The 16270-nt window shown below is 73.1% G+C and carries 13 protein-coding genes; 1 reads left to right on the forward strand and 12 read right to left on the reverse strand.

Annotated features, from left to right (window positions below):
* Nucleotides 1-9 precede the first annotated feature (9 nt).
* The 3 genes from OV090_RS04505 to OV090_RS04515 form a co-directional block, all read right to left on the reverse strand.
* The gene (locus OV090_RS04505) at nucleotides 10-435 is read right to left on the reverse strand and encodes a VOC family protein (RefSeq protein ID WP_267702227.1); all 426 of its coding nucleotides are present in this window, start codon (nucleotides 433-435) and stop codon (nucleotides 10-12) included.
* Between the two features lie 96 nt (nucleotides 436-531).
* Entirely contained in the window at nucleotides 532-1182 is a 651-nt protein-coding gene (locus OV090_RS04510; protein ID WP_267702228.1) for a TetR/AcrR family transcriptional regulator, read from the reverse strand.
* 246 nt (nucleotides 1183-1428) lie between these two features.
* Nucleotides 1429-1551, reverse strand: a complete 123-nt coding sequence (locus tag OV090_RS04515) for a hypothetical protein (protein ID WP_267702229.1) — start codon at nucleotides 1549-1551, stop codon at nucleotides 1429-1431.
* Between the two features lie 118 nt (nucleotides 1552-1669).
* Between OV090_RS04515 and OV090_RS04520 the strand changes: the two genes are divergently transcribed.
* Nucleotides 1670-2479, forward strand: coding sequence for a metallophosphoesterase (locus OV090_RS04520; protein WP_267702230.1), 810 nt, complete (start codon nucleotides 1670-1672; stop codon nucleotides 2477-2479).
* A gap of 83 nt (nucleotides 2480-2562) precedes the next feature.
* Here the strand turns inward: OV090_RS04520 and OV090_RS04525 are convergent, their stop codons facing one another.
* From OV090_RS04525 to mfd, 9 genes are all read right to left on the reverse strand, one after another.
* On the reverse strand, nucleotides 2563-3567 hold the full coding sequence (locus tag OV090_RS04525; protein WP_346660382.1) for an NADP-dependent oxidoreductase: 1005 nt from the start codon (nucleotides 3565-3567) through the stop codon (nucleotides 2563-2565).
* 66 nt (nucleotides 3568-3633) lie between these two features.
* Nucleotides 3634-3981, reverse strand: coding sequence for a hypothetical protein (locus tag OV090_RS04530; RefSeq protein WP_267702232.1), 348 nt, complete (start codon nucleotides 3979-3981; stop codon nucleotides 3634-3636).
* A gap of 74 nt (nucleotides 3982-4055) precedes the next feature.
* A complete protein-coding gene (locus OV090_RS04535) occupies nucleotides 4056-4814 on the reverse strand; it encodes a pseudouridine synthase (RefSeq protein WP_267702233.1) in 759 nt (252 codons plus the stop codon).
* Between the two features lie 19 nt (nucleotides 4815-4833).
* Nucleotides 4834-5199, reverse strand: a complete 366-nt coding sequence (locus tag OV090_RS04540; protein ID WP_267702234.1) for a hypothetical protein — start codon at nucleotides 5197-5199, stop codon at nucleotides 4834-4836.
* A gap of 85 nt (nucleotides 5200-5284) precedes the next feature.
* Nucleotides 5285-8182 carry a serine/threonine-protein kinase gene (locus OV090_RS04545; RefSeq protein ID WP_267702235.1) on the reverse strand — a complete coding sequence of 966 codons (2898 nt, stop codon included), beginning with the start codon at nucleotides 8180-8182 and terminating at the stop codon, nucleotides 5285-5287.
* Between the two features lie 9 nt (nucleotides 8183-8191).
* On the reverse strand, nucleotides 8192-8548 hold the full coding sequence (locus OV090_RS04550) for a hypothetical protein (protein ID WP_267702236.1): 357 nt from the start codon (nucleotides 8546-8548) through the stop codon (nucleotides 8192-8194).
* A gap of 9 nt (nucleotides 8549-8557) precedes the next feature.
* Nucleotides 8558-8938, reverse strand: a complete 381-nt coding sequence (locus tag OV090_RS04555) for a ribosomal protein L7/L12 (protein ID WP_267702237.1) — start codon at nucleotides 8936-8938, stop codon at nucleotides 8558-8560.
* Between the two features lie 16 nt (nucleotides 8939-8954).
* Nucleotides 8955-12023, reverse strand: coding sequence for a serine/threonine-protein kinase (locus tag OV090_RS04560; RefSeq protein ID WP_267702238.1), 3069 nt, complete (start codon nucleotides 12021-12023; stop codon nucleotides 8955-8957).
* Between the two features lie 467 nt (nucleotides 12024-12490).
* Nucleotides 12491-16204, reverse strand: a complete 3714-nt coding sequence (mfd, locus tag OV090_RS04565) for a transcription-repair coupling factor (RefSeq protein ID WP_267702239.1) — start codon at nucleotides 16202-16204, stop codon at nucleotides 12491-12493.
* Between the last annotated feature and the right edge of the window lie 66 nt (nucleotides 16205-16270).

The raw sequence follows: 16270 nt of genomic DNA on the forward strand, positions 1-16270 counted from the left end.
CCCGGCGGCTCAGGACGGCTTGTACTCGGTGGCGACGTCCATCACCCAGGTGACGCCGAAGCGATCCTTGAGCATGCCATAGAGCGGCGCCCACCCCGACGGCGCCAGCGGCTGCGCCACGGTCGCGCCTTCGGCGAGCTTCTCCCAGAGCGCGGCGATCTCCGCGGCCGAGTCGCCGCGGACCGAGACGAAGAACGGGTTCGTCCCCGGGTTCCACGGCATGCGGGAGGGTACGTCGTATGCCATCACCCTGAATCCGTTCTTGGCCGCGACCTGGCCCCACATCACCTGGCCCGCCTCTGCGGGATCCTGGACGCTCTGCGCGTCCTGGTACGTGACGACGGCGATCTCGCCGCCGAACACCGAATGATAGAACTCCAGCGCTGCGCGAGCATCGCCACGAAAGTTGAGATGGTTGGTAACGCTGACGGTCATGACGTTCTCCTGGGTTGTGGGGTGGTCTTCAGGGCACGGCCGCGTCCTCCCGGTTCGTCGTGACGAACGGGATCTTCAGCCGCGGATGCGCTGCGATCAGGTCGCTGTCGAGTCTCGTGGCCCGTCGGAAGGCGGATGCCGAAGCGCCGGCACGATGACTCCGTCGACCATCGACACGAGGAACGGCAGGTCGAACGGCTTGCGCTGGACCAGCGTGCGGTAGGCTGCCATCGACGGGATGACCAGGGAGAGCGTGCCGATGTCGGCAGACGCCGATATCTCGCCGCGCTCGACCGCTCGCCGCATCAGCGCGAGGTGGGCTTCCGCCCACGGCTGCACGACGGCGGCGTTGGCCGCCTCGGCGAGCGCCTGCTCTTGCGAGAGGAGCGAAGCGAGCCCGGTCATGATCCTGAGCCTGCGCTCGCCCTCTTCGATCGACTGCGGCTTGAACAAGCCGAGCAGGTCCCCGCGGAGCGTGCCCGTGTCGGGCAAATGCTCGAGGTCGACCTGATTGCGCTTCATGTGCGCGACGGCGTCGATGACGAGCTGCGTCTTCGAGGTCCAGCGGCGATAGATGGTCGCCTTCCCGGCTCCGGCTCTCGTGGCCACCAAATCCATCGTCAACCCGGCGGCGCCGACCTCGGCGAGGACCTCGAGCGTGGCCTCGAGGATCGAAGCGTCGCGCGAAGGGTCTCGCTTGCGCCCGGGCTGGGCAGGCTCGCCGGTCTCGTCGTCCTTCGGGGTCATGCAGGCGCCGCGTTCCGGGGTGATACTTCAGAGTTCCGAAACCGTCAAGTTCCGATACTGCACAGTCTCGTTTTCAGAAACGCGACGTTTGGGCGGCCCCAGCGGGCCTTTCGCGCATGACGCGCGGCAGGCCGTGGCCGCGTGTCTTGCGCTCTGGAGATGCCGAGGCGCCGAGATCCGGAGCAGACATTCACGCGCAGTGCGACACGCCCTCAGGTCGTCCGCGGCTCGAGCCTCCCGGCGAATTCAGCAATCGAGCGGATGATCCGCAATCTGCGCCTCCGCCCCGCGCAGCGTGACGGCCTCGGAGCCTGAGCGAACTCGACGCACAGCCTCGGCATGACCGAATCGACATGCGACGAAGAACATGTCGCATCCGACATGTCTCAATAGTCACTTCAAGATGACCGCAACCGCGCGCGCCAGCGCTCCAGCGACCTCACCGTCCTCCCTGGTGGCGCGAGGCCAACGCGGCTACTCTGCCCGGGTGCGGATCGTGCAGATCGACAGCGAGCCGCTGCACGTGCTCGCGTATCTCGACGCCGCCCCGCGGGGCGGCAGCCAGACGCGCGAGCTCCCGCTGCTGCGCGCGCGCGTGGACGAGTTGCCGGCGCAGCTCGACGCCCTGCTCGTCACCTCCGACCTGCAGGGGCGGGCCGCCCTGAGCGAGGCCGGCGGCGCCCTGCGGCTGCTCGGCGAGGCGCTGGCCGAGGAGTACGCCACCCTGGCCGAGCTCGACTCCGTGCCCGACCCCGCCTTCACCGGCGTCGTCCTCGCGGGCGACCTCTACGCCGCCCCCGCCGCCGATCGCCTGGGCGCCACCGGCGACGTCCGCGACGTCTGGCGGGCCTTCGCCGCGCGCTTCCGCTGGGTCAGCGGCGTCGCCGGCAACCACGACCTGTTCGGCAAGCCGACCGAGCAGGCCCGCTTCGCCCGCGAGCCCGGCGTCCACCTCCTCGACGGCCGCCAGGTCGAGCTCGACGATCTGCGGATCGCCGGCCTCGGCGGGATCTGCGGGCGCCCCGGCAAGCCCAACCGCCGCCCGCCTGACGAGTTCGTGGCCGCCGTCCGCCGCCTCCTGCCCGCGCGCCCGCACCTGCTCGTCCTCCACGAGGGCCCCGACGGCGGCCCGCGCCGGTTCGGCAACCCCGACGTGCGCGACGCGGTCGCCGGCCGCGACACCCTCGTCGTCTGCGGCCACTCCCACTGGCACGACCCGCTCGTCGAGCTCCCCGGCGGCACCCAGGTGCTGAACGTCGACGCCCGCGCCGTCCTGCTCGAGCGCGCCGACCTCTGACCGGACATGGCCCCGCGGCCATGCCCCTTCAGTCATGTCTTACTGAACATGCCCCATCGAGCATGCTCGAAAGAGCACCCTCGTCAATCGACCATGCGGACCACGACCTTGCCCTTCGCGTGGCCGGACTCGAGGTGCGCGAACGCCTCGCCGATCTGCGCGAACGGGACGATGCGGTCGATCACCACCTCGAGCGTGCCGTCGTCGACGCGGCGCGCCAGGTCGGCCAGGTCCGAGCCGCTCGGGTGCATGAACAGGAAGCGGTAGCGGACCTTGCGGACGAGCCCGCGCAGGCGCGTCCCGAGGCTCGCCAGCCAGAACAGCGGCGCCAGCCCGGGGCGGCCGAGGTCCTTGTGCGCGGTCGCCGGCTCCGGCGCTCCGGCGACCGACACCACCAGCCCGCCGGGCCTCACCACCGCGAACGAGCGCGTCAGAGTGTCGCCGCCGACCAGGTCGAAGGCCCCGTCGTAGTCCTTCAGCACCGTCTCGAACGCCTCCTTGGTGTAATCGACGATCACGTCGGCGCCGAGGCGGCGGACCAGCGCCTCGCCGCGCGGAGAGGCGGTAGTCGCCACGGTCGCGCCGAAGCGCTTGGCCAGCTGCAGCGCGAACGTCCCGACCCCGCCGGCCCCGCCGGGGATGAACAGCCGCTGCCCGGGCCCCGCGTGCAGCTCGTCGCGCAGCGCCTGCAGGGCCGTCAGGCCCGCGAGCGGCACCGCGGCCGCGGCCGTGAAGTCGAGCCGCTCCGGCATCTTCGCCACCAGCGACTCGGGCACGCACGCGTACTCGGCGAACGCCCCCAGCGCGTCCTTGTCGACCCGCGCGAACACGCGATCGCCGGGCGCGAACTGCTTCACCTCCGGCCCGCACGTTTCGACCACCCCGGCCAGTTCGTTGCCCATCACGATCGGCAGCGGATAGCGCCGGATGACCCGCAGCTGGCCCTCGCGGATCTTGAAGTCGACCGGGTTGAGGCCCGCCGCGTGGACGCGGATCTTCAGCTCGCCCGCCTTCGGCTCCGGCACCGGCACCTCGCGCAGCTCGGCCGCCGCGGGGCCGCCGTAGCGCGTCATCACGTAGGCTCGCATGGTCGTGGTCATGGTCGGGCGAGTGTACGCACCCGCAGGCCGAGCCGCGAGCCATGCCCGCAGGCCTCAGGTCGCCCGGAATTGTTGGGGTATGCCGTCCTCGACCGTGATCGTCACCACCACGTCGACGGGCCCCGCCGCGGCCACGTGGAGGATGAACGCCACCCCGCCCGAGTGCGGCGACACGTTCGACACCCACACGTCCGCGTCGCCGAGCGAGAAGATGAACTCCTGCAGCGCGTCGCCGTTGGGGCCGACCACGAAGCCCGCCCCGTGTTCGGTCGCCTCCGCGGCCGACACGTGGACGATCGACAGCGGCGTGATCGGCGGGTAGATGCCCCACTTGAAGTCCAGGCGCTTGCGCCCGATGAGGCCGTGCTCCCTGCCGTAGAAGACTCGAATCGACTTCGCCACGACGACTTCATGGCATGGGCCCCGGTCGCCGCCAGCGCCTCCCCCCGGGGAAGCCCCCCGCCATGCGCGGTGGATCAACCCTCGCGGTCGGGAGCGCGCTGGATGTCGGCCTCGTCACTCGCCACTCGCGCTCGCGGGCCCGCGTCGGCGTCCAGCTCGAGCGTGATGCCCAGGCCCGCGAGCGCGCCCGCCAGATCGGGCGGCAGCGGGGCGACCACGCGGATCGGCGCGCCGGTGCGCGGGTGCGGCAGCGCCAGCGACCACGCGTGAAGCGCCAGCCGGTGCAGATCGTGGCGCTCGCGGAACAGCCGGTTGTGCTCGCCCTTGCCGTAGCGCACGTCGCCGATCAAGGGGCAGCTGATGTGCTTGAGGTGGCGGCGGATCTGGTGCAGCCGGCCCGTCAGCGGCCGCGCCTCCACCAGCGCGTAGCGGCCCGCGCGGGCCAGAGTCGTCACCTCCGTCACCGAGGGCACGCGCGGCCCGTCCTCGGCGCGGGGGATCGGGTGATCGATCGTCACCGCCGCGGGCGGGTTGCCGCGCACCAGCGCCAGGTAGCGCTTCTCGACCTGTCCCGAGGTCCAGACCTCCTGCAGCGCCCGCGCCCCCTCCGAATGGAGGGCGAACGCCAGCGCGCCGCTGGCCCCGCGATCGAGGCGGTGGACCGGATACACGTAGGCCCCCACGGCCTCGCGCGCGAGGTCGAGGAGCACCACCTCGTCGTCGGCCCAGCCGCGGTGGACCACCAGCCCGGCCGGCTTGGCGACGATCAGCAGGTCCTCGTCGCGGTGGAGGATGAATCCCTGCTGCCCCGAAGGAAATGTCTCTTGCGACATGTCCGAAGTACCAGGCGAATCAGCCGGGGCAAGGGGCGACCCACGTGTAGCAGCACGAGGTCGCGTCGCCGTCCTGCCGCAGCTGGCGGGTGCGCTTCTCGTCGAGCGTGCCGTGGGCCCCCTCCGGCACCCCCGGCGGCAGCGCCCCGGCGTCCGCCGCTGCTTCGCCCTCGGTGCTGCCTTGCGGGTCCTTGGCGTAGGCCGACTCGACGTGGATCGGGCACGTCAACGTCGCGCCCGCGGCGACCTCGGCCATGCGCTCGGCGACCTCCGCCGGCCCGCACCAGCCATCCCCGGGGCAACGGGCCGGACCGCTGCGCCCGGCGCAGGCGAGGCCGAACAACAGCGACAACACGAACAGGACGGGCGACGCGCCGCGAGACATGCGACCGGCAACCTATCACGCCCCGGCCGCCTGTCCAGCGGCGCCGACCGTCGCCACACCTGTCTCTCAGAGCATGTCCGAAGCGTCATCCGCCTGTCGACGCCCCGCCCCCGCGCAGCTCGGCCGCGGCGGTGCGCTCGCGCTCGAACGCGGCGCCCGCCGCCTGCAAATCGGCCTGAGCCTGGCCGGCCAGCATCGCCGCGTCCGCCTCGCCGCGGGCCGCGTGGATCTTCGCCAGCGCCAGGCGGGCCCGCCCGCGCGCCAGCGGGGCCGGCAGCAGCGGCAGCGCCTGCGTCAGCAGTGGTTCGGCCAGCTCGGCGTAGCCGCGGGCCAGCAGCACCCGCCCGCGCAGCGCCTGCACTGCGGCGGCCTGCGCCGGCGTGGCCCCCAGGCGCGGGCGCGGCAGCGCGGCCTCGGCCGCCTCGGCGTCGCCGGCCAGCAACAGCACCTCGGCCAGCTCGGCGCGCGCCAGATCGGTGTCCGGGTGGTCGGCCCCGCGGTCCTGCTCGCGCAGCGCCAGCGCCTGCCGCAGCTCGACCAGCGCCTCCTCGAAGCGGCCCTGCCAGGCCAGCGCCGCGCCGATGCCCGCGCGCACGTCGGCGATCGCTACCGCGTCGGCGCGCTCGCCCCCCGTCAGCAGCGCCAGCGCGCGCTGCGACAGCTGGCCCGCGTCCGCCCACTGAGCCTGACGCGCCAGCGTCTTGGCCAGGTTGTCGAGCGTCGGCGCCAGCTTGACGTGGCGCGGCCCGTACAGCGTCTCCTCGGTCGCCAGGGCCCGCCGCAGCAGCCCCGCTGCCCGCTCCAGCTCGCCGACCTCGGTCAGCACGATCGCCAGGTTGCTGCGGCCGATCGCCACCTCCGGGTGATCCTTGCCGAACCGCGCCTCGCGGATCGCCAGCGAGCCCTCGAGGTGCTCCGCCGCCGCCGCCAGGTCGCCGCGCAGGAACTCGACCCGGCTCATGTTGCCGAGCACCAGCGCGACCTTCGGGTTGTCGCTCACCTCCTCGGCCTCGTAGATCGCCAGCGCGCGCCGGTAGTCCGCGGCCGCCTCGTCGTGGCGGCCCTCGGCGGCGCGGACCACCGCGCGGTTGTTGTAGAAGGCCGCCGCGATCCGCGGCCGATCGGGCGCGCGCAGCAGCAGCGCCGCGGCGCTGCGCTCCCACAGCGCCGCCCGGCCCGGGTCGTGGCGGTGGTAGCCGTCGACCACCAGCAGGGCGCTGGCGGCCTCGGCGGCGACCTCGGTCGCACCTGTCCCGAGGGCCATAAAATAAGCGTCGCTCAGGGTCGCCGCGGCCCGCTCGTAGTCGGCCAGAGAGCGCTGGAGGTTGCCGATCCGCAGCAGCGCCTCGGCCACCAGCGCCGCGTCGCCGAGCTCGCGCGCGGCCGCCAGCACCACCTCGGCGCGGGCCAGCGCCGGCTTGTAGCGGCCGACCTCGTTGGCGGTCTTGATCTCGGCCAGCCAGCGGCGGACCTCCTCGCCGCGCATCGTCCGGTGGACGTCGGTGTCGCGCAGCCACGCCGGCAGGCCGGCGACGTCGACGCAGGCCGCGACCGGCTCGAGCTGTCCTTCGGCCTTCACCGCGTGGCGCGCGGCAGTGTCTGGCTCTTCGGCCAGGGCCGTCAGCATCGCCGAGATCTCGCGCGCCTGTCCGCTGAGACAGGTCATGCGCCCGACCAGCGCCGGCTGCTGCTCCGGCGCCGCCGACTCGTAGGCCTCGCAGGCGGCCAGGTACAGCTCGCCCCAGCGATCGGCGCGGGCCGTCATCGCCGTCGCCAGGGTCTGCCAGGCCTCGTCGGCGTACGGCGCCCCGACGCCGGTGATCGCCGCGCGCAGCGGACCCTGACGCTCGGCCCACAGGCGCGCGACCCGGTCCGCGTGGCTCTCGCACTCGTCGTGGGTCTCGCGCCACAGCGAGAACCCCAGGCCGCCCACGATCGCCAGCAGCAGCACCAGCGCCGCGGCCACCCATCGGCGCCGCCGCAGCCGCGGCGCCTCGGTGATCGCGTGCAGCAGCGCGTCCATCGACTCGTGGCGGTGGCTCGGCACCGCCGCCAGGCCGCGGGCCAGCGCCGCGCGCAGGAACTTCGGCACCTTGGCCGGCCGCGGCGGCCTTCGCAGCTCGCAGGCCATGACCGCCTGGAACCGCTGCGCCGGGTCGCCGTCGGGGAACGGCCGCACCCCGAACAGCGCCTCGTAGTACGCCACGCAGAAGCTGAACTGGTCCGAGCGGGCGTCGCACGGCAGCCCGAGGTGCTGCTCCGGCGCCATGTAGGGCGGCGTCCCGGCGATCATCGACGTCTGCGGCCCCGGGGCGCCCGTGTGCAAGATCCGGGCGATCAGCGACGACGGCGGCCCGATCCCCGCAGTGCGCGCCAGACCGAAGTCGAGCACGCGCACGCGCCCGTGCACGTCGATCATCGCGTTCTCCGGCTTGAAGTCGCGGTGGACCAGCTCGGCGCGGTGGGCCGCCGCCAGCCCGCGCCCCGCCTGCACGAACGCCGCGGTCACCTCTTGCCACGGGCGCGGCCCGCCGCGCGCCATCCACTTGCGCAGCGTCTCGCCCTCGATGAACTCCATCGCCACGAACACTTCGTCGGCGAGGATCCCGACCTCGTGGACCGCGACCACGTTCGGGTGGTCGAGGCGGGCCAGCGCCTGCGCCTCGCGCAGCAGCCGGGTGGCCCCGTCGCCGCCGTCGTCGCCGGACGCGCGCAGCAGCTTGATGGCGATCTTGCGCCCGAGGTGGCGGTCCTCGGCCTTGTAGACCACCCCCATCCCGCCGGCGCCGAGCCTGGCCTCGATGGCGAAGCGGCCGATCCGCGCCGGCATGGCTGGCTCTTTGGGCATGTCCTTGCGAACATGTCCCTTGCGACTGGATCGCGGCGGCGGCTGGGTCGATTCGTCCTGCTGCGGCCCGAGACGCAAGGTCGGCGCCGATGCGCCCAGGACCTCGTCGGACCGCTCGTCGCGCGAGCCGCTCACGGCCCCGCACTATAACCCGCCGCCGCGGCCGCCGTGCGCCTCAATCGGCCGGACGCTCGTCCTCGCCTGCGTCCGCGGGCGCAGCGGCCTCGACCGCCGGCGGCACGAAGCGCTGCCACACCAGCATTCCGGGTCGCGTCTCGAGCGGAACAGGATCCGCCCCATCTTGTCGTGCTGGTAGCGCACGCACAGGCCGCTCGCGGGCGGGCTGCGGAACAGCGCGGTCGCCTCGCTGCGTGTCAGCGTCGACAGGTCGTGGACCTGCGTCCTACACGTCTCGCACCGGCGCACCTTCGCGTCGCCCGCGAACGCGTGCCAGTCCTCGTCGCAGGCGAACTTGAGGCGGAGGCTGCGGACCGGCGCCATCACGCGCTCCTAGCGGATCTCGACCTTCGCGCCCAGCTCCTCCAGCGCGCGCCGCAGCTCGTGCACCTCGCGGTGGACGCCGCGCATGACCACGCTCGGGGTCTGGTCGGCCAGCACCATCACCTCGGCCAGGCTGAGCTCCGGCACCGCCTCGCGCAGCGCCTTCATCGTGTGTACCCGGTGCGGCCCGGCCCACAGCAGCACGACCTCGTACTCGGGCTCGCGCCTCTCGATCGGGTCGCACAGCGGCGCGCCCATGATCACGTACTCCGGCTCGGTGTACGCCGGCTCCATCCCCCAGCGGTCCTCGAGCTCGAGGATCAGGTCCTGCAGCTCGGCGGGGCTCAGCCGGCTGAGCCAGGCGATCACATCCTCGCGCGCGACCGCCACGACGACCCTCTCCGCGCTAGCCGCCGAACATCATGTAGGCGATCACGGCCAGCGTCACTCCGCCGAGAGTCACCGCCGCGATCGCGCCCGCCGACATCCGCGGGGGCCAGTCGGGCAGCGTCTCGTCGTCGAGCGGCAGCGGCTGGGCCGGCAACGAGCGCGACGACATGACCTCGGGCGCCGGAGGTTCGCTGTGCGACGCGTGCACCTCGTGCACCTCGAGCGCCGAGAACACCTCGGACACCGCCGTCTCGCCGAGCGCGTCCGACTCCTCGGCGATCGCCGCGAACGCCTTGACCAGCGACACGCCGCCCCGCTTGGGCGGCTGCGTCACGGGCCGCTCGCGCTTGACCCGCGGCGACTCCTCGAGCTCGACCGCGTCGGCCGCCAGCTCCTCGATCGTGTCGACCTCGTCGACCTCCTCGATCTCGGCGATCTCGAGCGACGAGTCGACCGGCCGCGGCGGCACCACCTCGCGCGGCGTGTTGATGGGGCGCAGCGTCTCCTCCATCACCGACGCGCTGGTGGCCAGCAAGGTGGCCGTGCGGCCGTCGATCCCGGTGCCCGGCTGCGGCTCGCGCCGGGCGACGGCCGCGGACAGGGCGGCGCGGAACTCCGCCGCGGTGCGGAACCGGTGCTCGCGGTTCCACGTGATCGCGGTGCGGATGACCATGCGGATCGACTCGGGCACGCTCAGCTCGCCGATCAGCCGATCGGTGTTGCGGATGACGTCCATCGTCAGGTCGCGCTCGTAGAACAGGAACGCCAGCGTCATCCCGAGGCCGTACACGTCGGCGCGGGCGTCGGCCTCGCTGGCCCGCTCCATCATCTCGGGCGCGGCGTAGATGACCGTCCCGAGCCCGCCCGCGGTGCCGCCGGTGGTGTCCTCGGCGCGCACCAGGTCGAAGTCGGTGAGGTACGGCGAGAAGTCGTCGGAGACGAGGATGTTGCTCGGCTTGACGTCGCGGTGGAAGATCCCGCGCTCGTGGGCGAACGCCAGCGCGTCGGCCACCGCCAGCAGGATCTGCAGCCGCTTGCTGACCGACAGCCGCCCGCTCATCACCGCGTCGCGCAGGTTGCCGCCCGGCACGAACTGCATGGCGAAGTACTCGTACTCGCCGTCGCTGGCCGAGGGCTCGATGATGCGGACGATGTTGGGGTGCTCGAGCTGCGCCATGATGCGCGCGCCGCGGAAGAAGCGCTCGCGCCGCTCGGCGTTGTGGACGTGCTGCGCGTGCAGCACCTTGAGCGCCACCTCGGTGTCGCTCGACTGATCGAGCGCGCGCCACACCGTGGCGAAGCCGCCGGCTCCGAGCTGCTCGAGCACCACGAAGCGCTCGTCGAGCACGTCGCCGCGGTGCAGCGGCCGGCCCATCCGCAGCGAGCGGCGCAGCGTCTTGATCTCCTCGTGGATCTCCTGCGTGTCCTCGCCGAGCGCCTCGAGCCGGACCTTGCGAGCGCGCGCGGCCTCGATGCGCTGCTCGAGGTCGCGGATGTTGTCGAGGCGGGTGTCGCCGACGGGCAGGCCGATCTTGGTGCCGCCGCGCGGCGGGGCCGTCTGCGGCAGGCCGAGGCTGACCACCAGCTGCTCGCAGATCTGCTCGAGCACGCGGTCGGCGTCGGTCGCCGTCAGGCGATCGAGCGGCTGCGACGGGTCGCCGAGCGTGCGGAAGTCGAGCAGGTCGGTGCCCTCGTAGGGCGTCTCGCTGACCATCAGCCACAGCACCGGCAGGCCGCGCTCCTGGGCCATCACCACCAGCGAGTACAGCTCGCCGCCGGGCGCCAGCTCCTCGGCGAGGAAGCGCGGCGAGATCAGCAGGATCACCGCCCGCGCCCGCGCGAACGCCTCGGCCAGCACGTCGATGCGAGACGCCCGCGACGACGAGTCGCCGGCGTTCCAGATCTCGAGCTGCGTGGTGTCGCGGTGCGACCGCAGGTGCTCGCGCAGGTGGTCGAACCACCGCCGGTCGCCGCGGCCGTGGGCGATGATCACGTGGTCGCCCGGCGGCGCCACCGGCCGCGGCGCGCTGACGTCGGCGCGGCGGCCCCCCGGCGCCTCGGGGTCGGGTGAAGCCTGCGCCGCCACCTCGAACACAGTCAGCAGGCCGGAGCGCTCGGTCCGGCCGAACGAGTTGTCGGGCGACACCGAGGCGTACGCGCCCTCGAACGGCTCGAGCGCGGCGCGCAGCTCGAGGCACGAGGTGAACCGCTGCTCGCGGTCCTTGCTCAGGCACCGTTCGATGACCGCCGCCAGCTCGGCCGGCAGGCCCGGCGCGCGCTCGGCGATCGGCACGTGCGGGAAGTGCAGGATCGCGGTCAGCACCGACGGCACGTCGGGCCCCGTGAACACCGGCGCGCCGGCCAGCGCCCGGTACAAGATGGCCCCGATCGCCCAGATGTCGGTGCGCGGGTCGACGAACGCGGCGCCGCGGGCCTGCTCGGGCGACATGTACTCGGGCGTGCCCATGAACAGGTCGGCGGCGGTGCGCGACTTGCTGCCGCCGGAGGCGGCCGAGAACTTGGAGATGCCGAAGTCGAGCAGCTTGACCATCACGCGGTCGTCGCCGGCCTCGTGCAGGTAGATGTTCTCGGGCTTGATGTCGCGGTGGACGATCCCGGCGCGGTGGACCGCCTCGAGCCCGACCAGCGCCTGGCGCATCAAGTGCACCGCCAGGTCGGGCTGCAGCTTGCCCTCCTCGAGGATCAGCGACTCGAGCGAGCGCCCCGACAGCCGCTCGAGCACGATGTACGGCCCGTGCGCGCTGCTCTTGACGAGGTCGAGGACGTCGCATACGTGCGGGTTGTGGACCCGCCCGGCCGCGGTCGCCTCCCAGAAGAAGCGCGCGAGCACGGCCGGGTCGCTGACGACCTCGGCGCGCAGCGACTTGATCGCGACTTCCTTCTGCGTATCGATGTTGCGGGCGTCCCACACCAGGCCGAAGCTGCCCTCGCCGAGCAGGCGCTTGAGCCGGTACTTCTGGTCGAGCAGCACCGCCTCGCCCGAGACCGGGCAGACCTCGACGTCCTCGGCGTGCAGCTCGGCGCAGTACGGGCACTGCAGCGAGTCGCGCGCTTGCTGGAACATGAGCGTCACGACGTCGAGCCCTCGCGAGTTCGAGCGGCGCCGAACGCCTGCACTGCGTTGCCGGGGCGGGTGGCCCCCACACGCAGCGGACGCCCGGGTGAGCTCGGCAGCATCGCCGCGGATTGTATACCAAGGCGTGCGGCCCCGGGCGCAGCGTCAGGCGCCGCGAGCGCGATACGGACGACCGCCCCGGCGATGCCCGACGCAGCGAGATCCTGCCGATCGCAGACCAGGCAAACTCCGCCCTGTTCGCCGCATTTCTCCGCGGGCGCGGCTCCGAGCACCCATGCGCGCACACGATCCCACCCGGGAAGGCCCCCAATAGGGTCGTAGCGGCCTCACCGCGTGGACCGGAGGCCCCGGCGCCAGGCCCCGACTGCGGCCAATGCGGCGACCCTCATTGCACATTGTCGCCGCCAATGTGCACTCCGCGAAATCGCATGACCGCGCCGCGGAGCGCGCGAGAGCTAGCGCTTCTTGGCCGGCGCAGTCGGTTTGCTCTCGGCGATCTGCGCCAGCTCGGCCAGCGCCGCCACCGCGACCTTGAGCTGGGTGCGGCGGTCGGGCCCGCGCGCCTCCGGCACCGTCGCGACCACGCGGTCGCCCTGCAGCTTGAACTTGCCGTGGGTCGTGGCGCCGAGGCGGCCGGCTGTCTCTCCGGACAGGGGCGTGTCGGGCCCGAGGCGGACCGCCAGGCGCGTGCCCTTCAGCTCGACCGCGAGCGCCCCGAGGCGGCGGCCGTAGGTCTTGCAGATCATCACCAGCCCGAGGTGCTCCGCCTCGAGCGGCGCCTCGCCGTAGCGGTCGATGATCTCGGCCATCACGTCCTCGACCGCGTCGCGGTCGCGGGCCGCCGACAGCCGGCGGTACAGGTCGAGGCGTTGGCCGACGTCGCGCACGTACGCCTCCGGCAGGTAGGCCGGGGCGTCGAACGCGATCTCCGGGTCGGTCTCCTTGATGATCGGCTCGCCGCGCAGCTCGGCCACCGCCTCCTGCAGGATCCGGGCGTACGCGTCGAAGCCGATCGCCTGGATCTGCCCGCTCTGGCGCGCCCCCAGCAGCTCGCCCGCGCCGCGGATCTCGAGGTCGTGGACCGCCACCCCGAAGCCCGAGCCGAGCTCCGCGTGGCGCTGGATCGCCTCGAGCCGCCGCCGCGCCTCGGGCGCCAGCCGCTCGAGCGCCTGCACCATCAGGTAGCAGTGGGCCCGCTGCTTGCTGCGGCCGACGCGGCCGCGCAGCTGGTACAGCTGGGCCAGGCCGAACTGGTCGGCGTGGGCGATGAACATCGTGTTGGCGCGCGGGATGTCGAGCCCGCTCTCGATGATCGTCGTCGACACCAGCACGTCGGCGCGGTGCTCGACGAACTCGAGCATCGTCCGCTCGAGCATCTCCTCCGGCATCTGCCCGTGGGCCACCAGGACGCGGGCGTGCGGCACGAGCTCGCGGATCCGGACCGCGTGCTCCTCGATGCCGAGGATCTTCGGCACCACGTAGAACACCTGCCCGCCGCGGGCCAGCTCGCGGGTGATGCCCTCCTCGATCACCGCGTCGCCGATCCGGACGATGGCCGTGCGAACGGCCAGGCGGTCGACCGGCGGCGTGCGGATCATGCTGATCTCGCGCAGGCCGAGCAGCGACATGTGCAGCGTCCGCGGGATCGGCGTGGCCGACATCGTCAGCACGTCGACCTGGGCCTTGAACTTCTTGAACCGCTCCTTCTGAGCCACCCCGAAGCGCTGCTCCTCGTCGATGACGAGCAGGCCGAGGTCCTTGAAGCGGACGTCCTTGCCGAGCAGGCGGTGGGTGCCGATGACGACGTCGACCTCGCCGGCGGCGATGCCCTCGATCACGCGCTTCTGCTGGCGGTCGCTGCTGAAGCGGTTCAGCACCTCGACGCGCAGGTCGAACGGCGTGAGCCGCTCGCGGAAGGTGATGCCGTGCTGCTGCACGAGCACCGTCGTCGGCGCCAGCACTGCGACCTGGCGGCCGTTCTGGGCCACGCGGAAGGCCGCCCGCAGCGCGACCTCGGTCTTGCCGAAGCCGACGTCGCCGCAGATCAGGCGGTCCATCGGGCGGGCGCGGCCGAGGTCGCCCTGGACCGAGTCGATCGCGGTCTCCTGGTCGACCGTCTCCTGGAACGGGAAGCTGTCGGCGAACGACTGGTCGTACTCGTCGGGGCCCGGGTACGCGGTGCCGGGCGTCGACTCGCGCTGGGCGTAGATCTGCAGCAGCTCCTCGGCCATCTGCCGCACCTCGGTCTTGACCTTGTTGGCCTTGACCAGGAAGGTGCTGCCGCCCATCTTGTCGAGCTTCGGCGGCTTGCCCTCGGCGGCGACGTAGCGCTCGATCTCCGACAGGCGGTAGACCGGCAGGTACAGCTTGTCGCCGCCCGCGTACTCGAGCTGCACGTAGTCGCCGGGCGCCCCGCCGAGCTGCAGCTGCACGAGGCCCGCGTAGCGGCCGACGCCGTGCTGCAGGTGCACCACGTAGTCGCCGACCCCGAGCTGCGACAGGCTCGACAGGCCGGTGCGCCGGCGCGACTGGGCCCGCCGGGTCGACTTGCCGAACAGGTCGAGCTCCGACAGCACCAGGAGGCGCGCGGCCGCGTAGTCGAAGCCCTCGCTGAGCTCGCCCGTGGCCACGAACAGCCGCGTGCTGGCGGTCGGCGCCCGCAGCTCGATCGGCGCCCGCTCGGGCGGCAGCGCCTCGGGGGCGAGGCCGTGGCCGCGCAGGGCCCCGATCAGGCGGTCGACCTGGGCCCGCCCCGGCACCACCAGCAGCACCGTCCACGGCAGCAGCTCGCCGAGGTCGCCGGCGGCGCTGGGCGTCTCGGCCTGCAGCGCGCGGAGCTGGTCGACCAGCGGGCGCATCGCCTCGCCGCTGCGGTCGGCCCGCGACGCCTCGAGCGCGGTCCGCAGCGGCTTGTTCGAGCCGACCTGCAGCCACACGGCCGGCCGCTCCTCGCCTGTCTGTTTGGACCTGCCCTTCGGGGCATGCTCCTTCGCACCTGCCCCTTCGGACCTGTCCCCAGAATCAGATGATTCCGCCGCCTCGCCCTCGACCAGCAGCCGGGTCAGCACCACCGGGGCGGCGCGCAGGCGGCGGCCGAGGTCGGCCTCGGGGACGAAGAACTGCTCGGGCGGGGCGACCACGCCGCGCTCGGCGAGGGCGCGGCCGTGCTGCTCGGCGGTCTCCTGCGCCTGCTCCTCCGCGACCCCGAGCAGCGCGTCGGGCTCCTCGATCACCCACCGGGTGCCGCGCGGCAGGTAGTCCCACAGCGGCGCCATCGCGTCGTGGAAGATCGGCGTCAGCGCCTCGACGCCGAAGAACTCGAGGCCCTGCTCGAGGTTGTCGACGATCTGCCGGCTCTTGCTCGACGGCGCCAGAGCGGCGTCGGCCAGCGCCAGCACCCGCGTGCGCAGCGAGGCCGCGGTGGTCGCCACCGTCTCGCGCACCGGGTGGATCGCCACCGAGTGGACCTGCCGCAGGCTGCGCTGCGACTCGGGGTCGAACAGGCGCAGGCGCTCGATGATGTCGTCGTCGAACTCGACCCGCGTGGGGAAGCGGGCGCAGCCGACGAACAGGTCGATCACGCCGCCGCGGACCGCGTAGGTGCCGGGGTCCTCGACCACGTCGACGCGGGCGTAGCCGGCCCGCTGCAGCGCCGCGATCGCGTCCTCGCGCGGCAGCTCGTCGCCCTCGTCCCAGCGCGTGCACAGCTCCTGGAATTGCGGCGGCGGGATCACCCGCCTTCGCAGCGAACGGACGCTGGCGACGATCAACTTCGGCGGCTCGCTCTGGCTGTCGACCAGGCGGAACAGCGCCGCCAGCCGCAGCGCCATCGTCCGCGGGTCGGCCGCGGCGTCGGCGTACGGCGAGGTGTCGATCTCGGGCACCACCAGCACCGGGCCGTCGCACGCGTCGCGCAGCGGGGCGCCGAGGAAGAACGCCGCGTCGCCCGCCAGCGCCCGCGCGCTCGCCTCGTCCGGGGCGACCGCGAACACCGGCGCCTCGGCCCGACTGGCCGCCATCGCCAGCGCGTAGCCGCGGAACCCGCCGACGGCGCCGACGAGCCGCACGTCGCTGCCCTCGCGCACCGCCGTGAGCACGCGCTCCAGCGGATCGCCGGGGACGATGGTGCTTGCACGCGGCGGGGTGGTGGACGCGGGACGAGCGGGCACGACGGAGCCCGCGGGAGGGTAGCGGCGCCGCCCCGCCCCCGCTACCCTGCTCGTCGTGTTGCGTCG

It is taken from the genome of Nannocystis sp. RBIL2 (assembly GCF_026626745.1).
Classification (GTDB): domain Bacteria; phylum Myxococcota_A; class Polyangia; order Nannocystales; family Nannocystaceae; genus Nannocystis.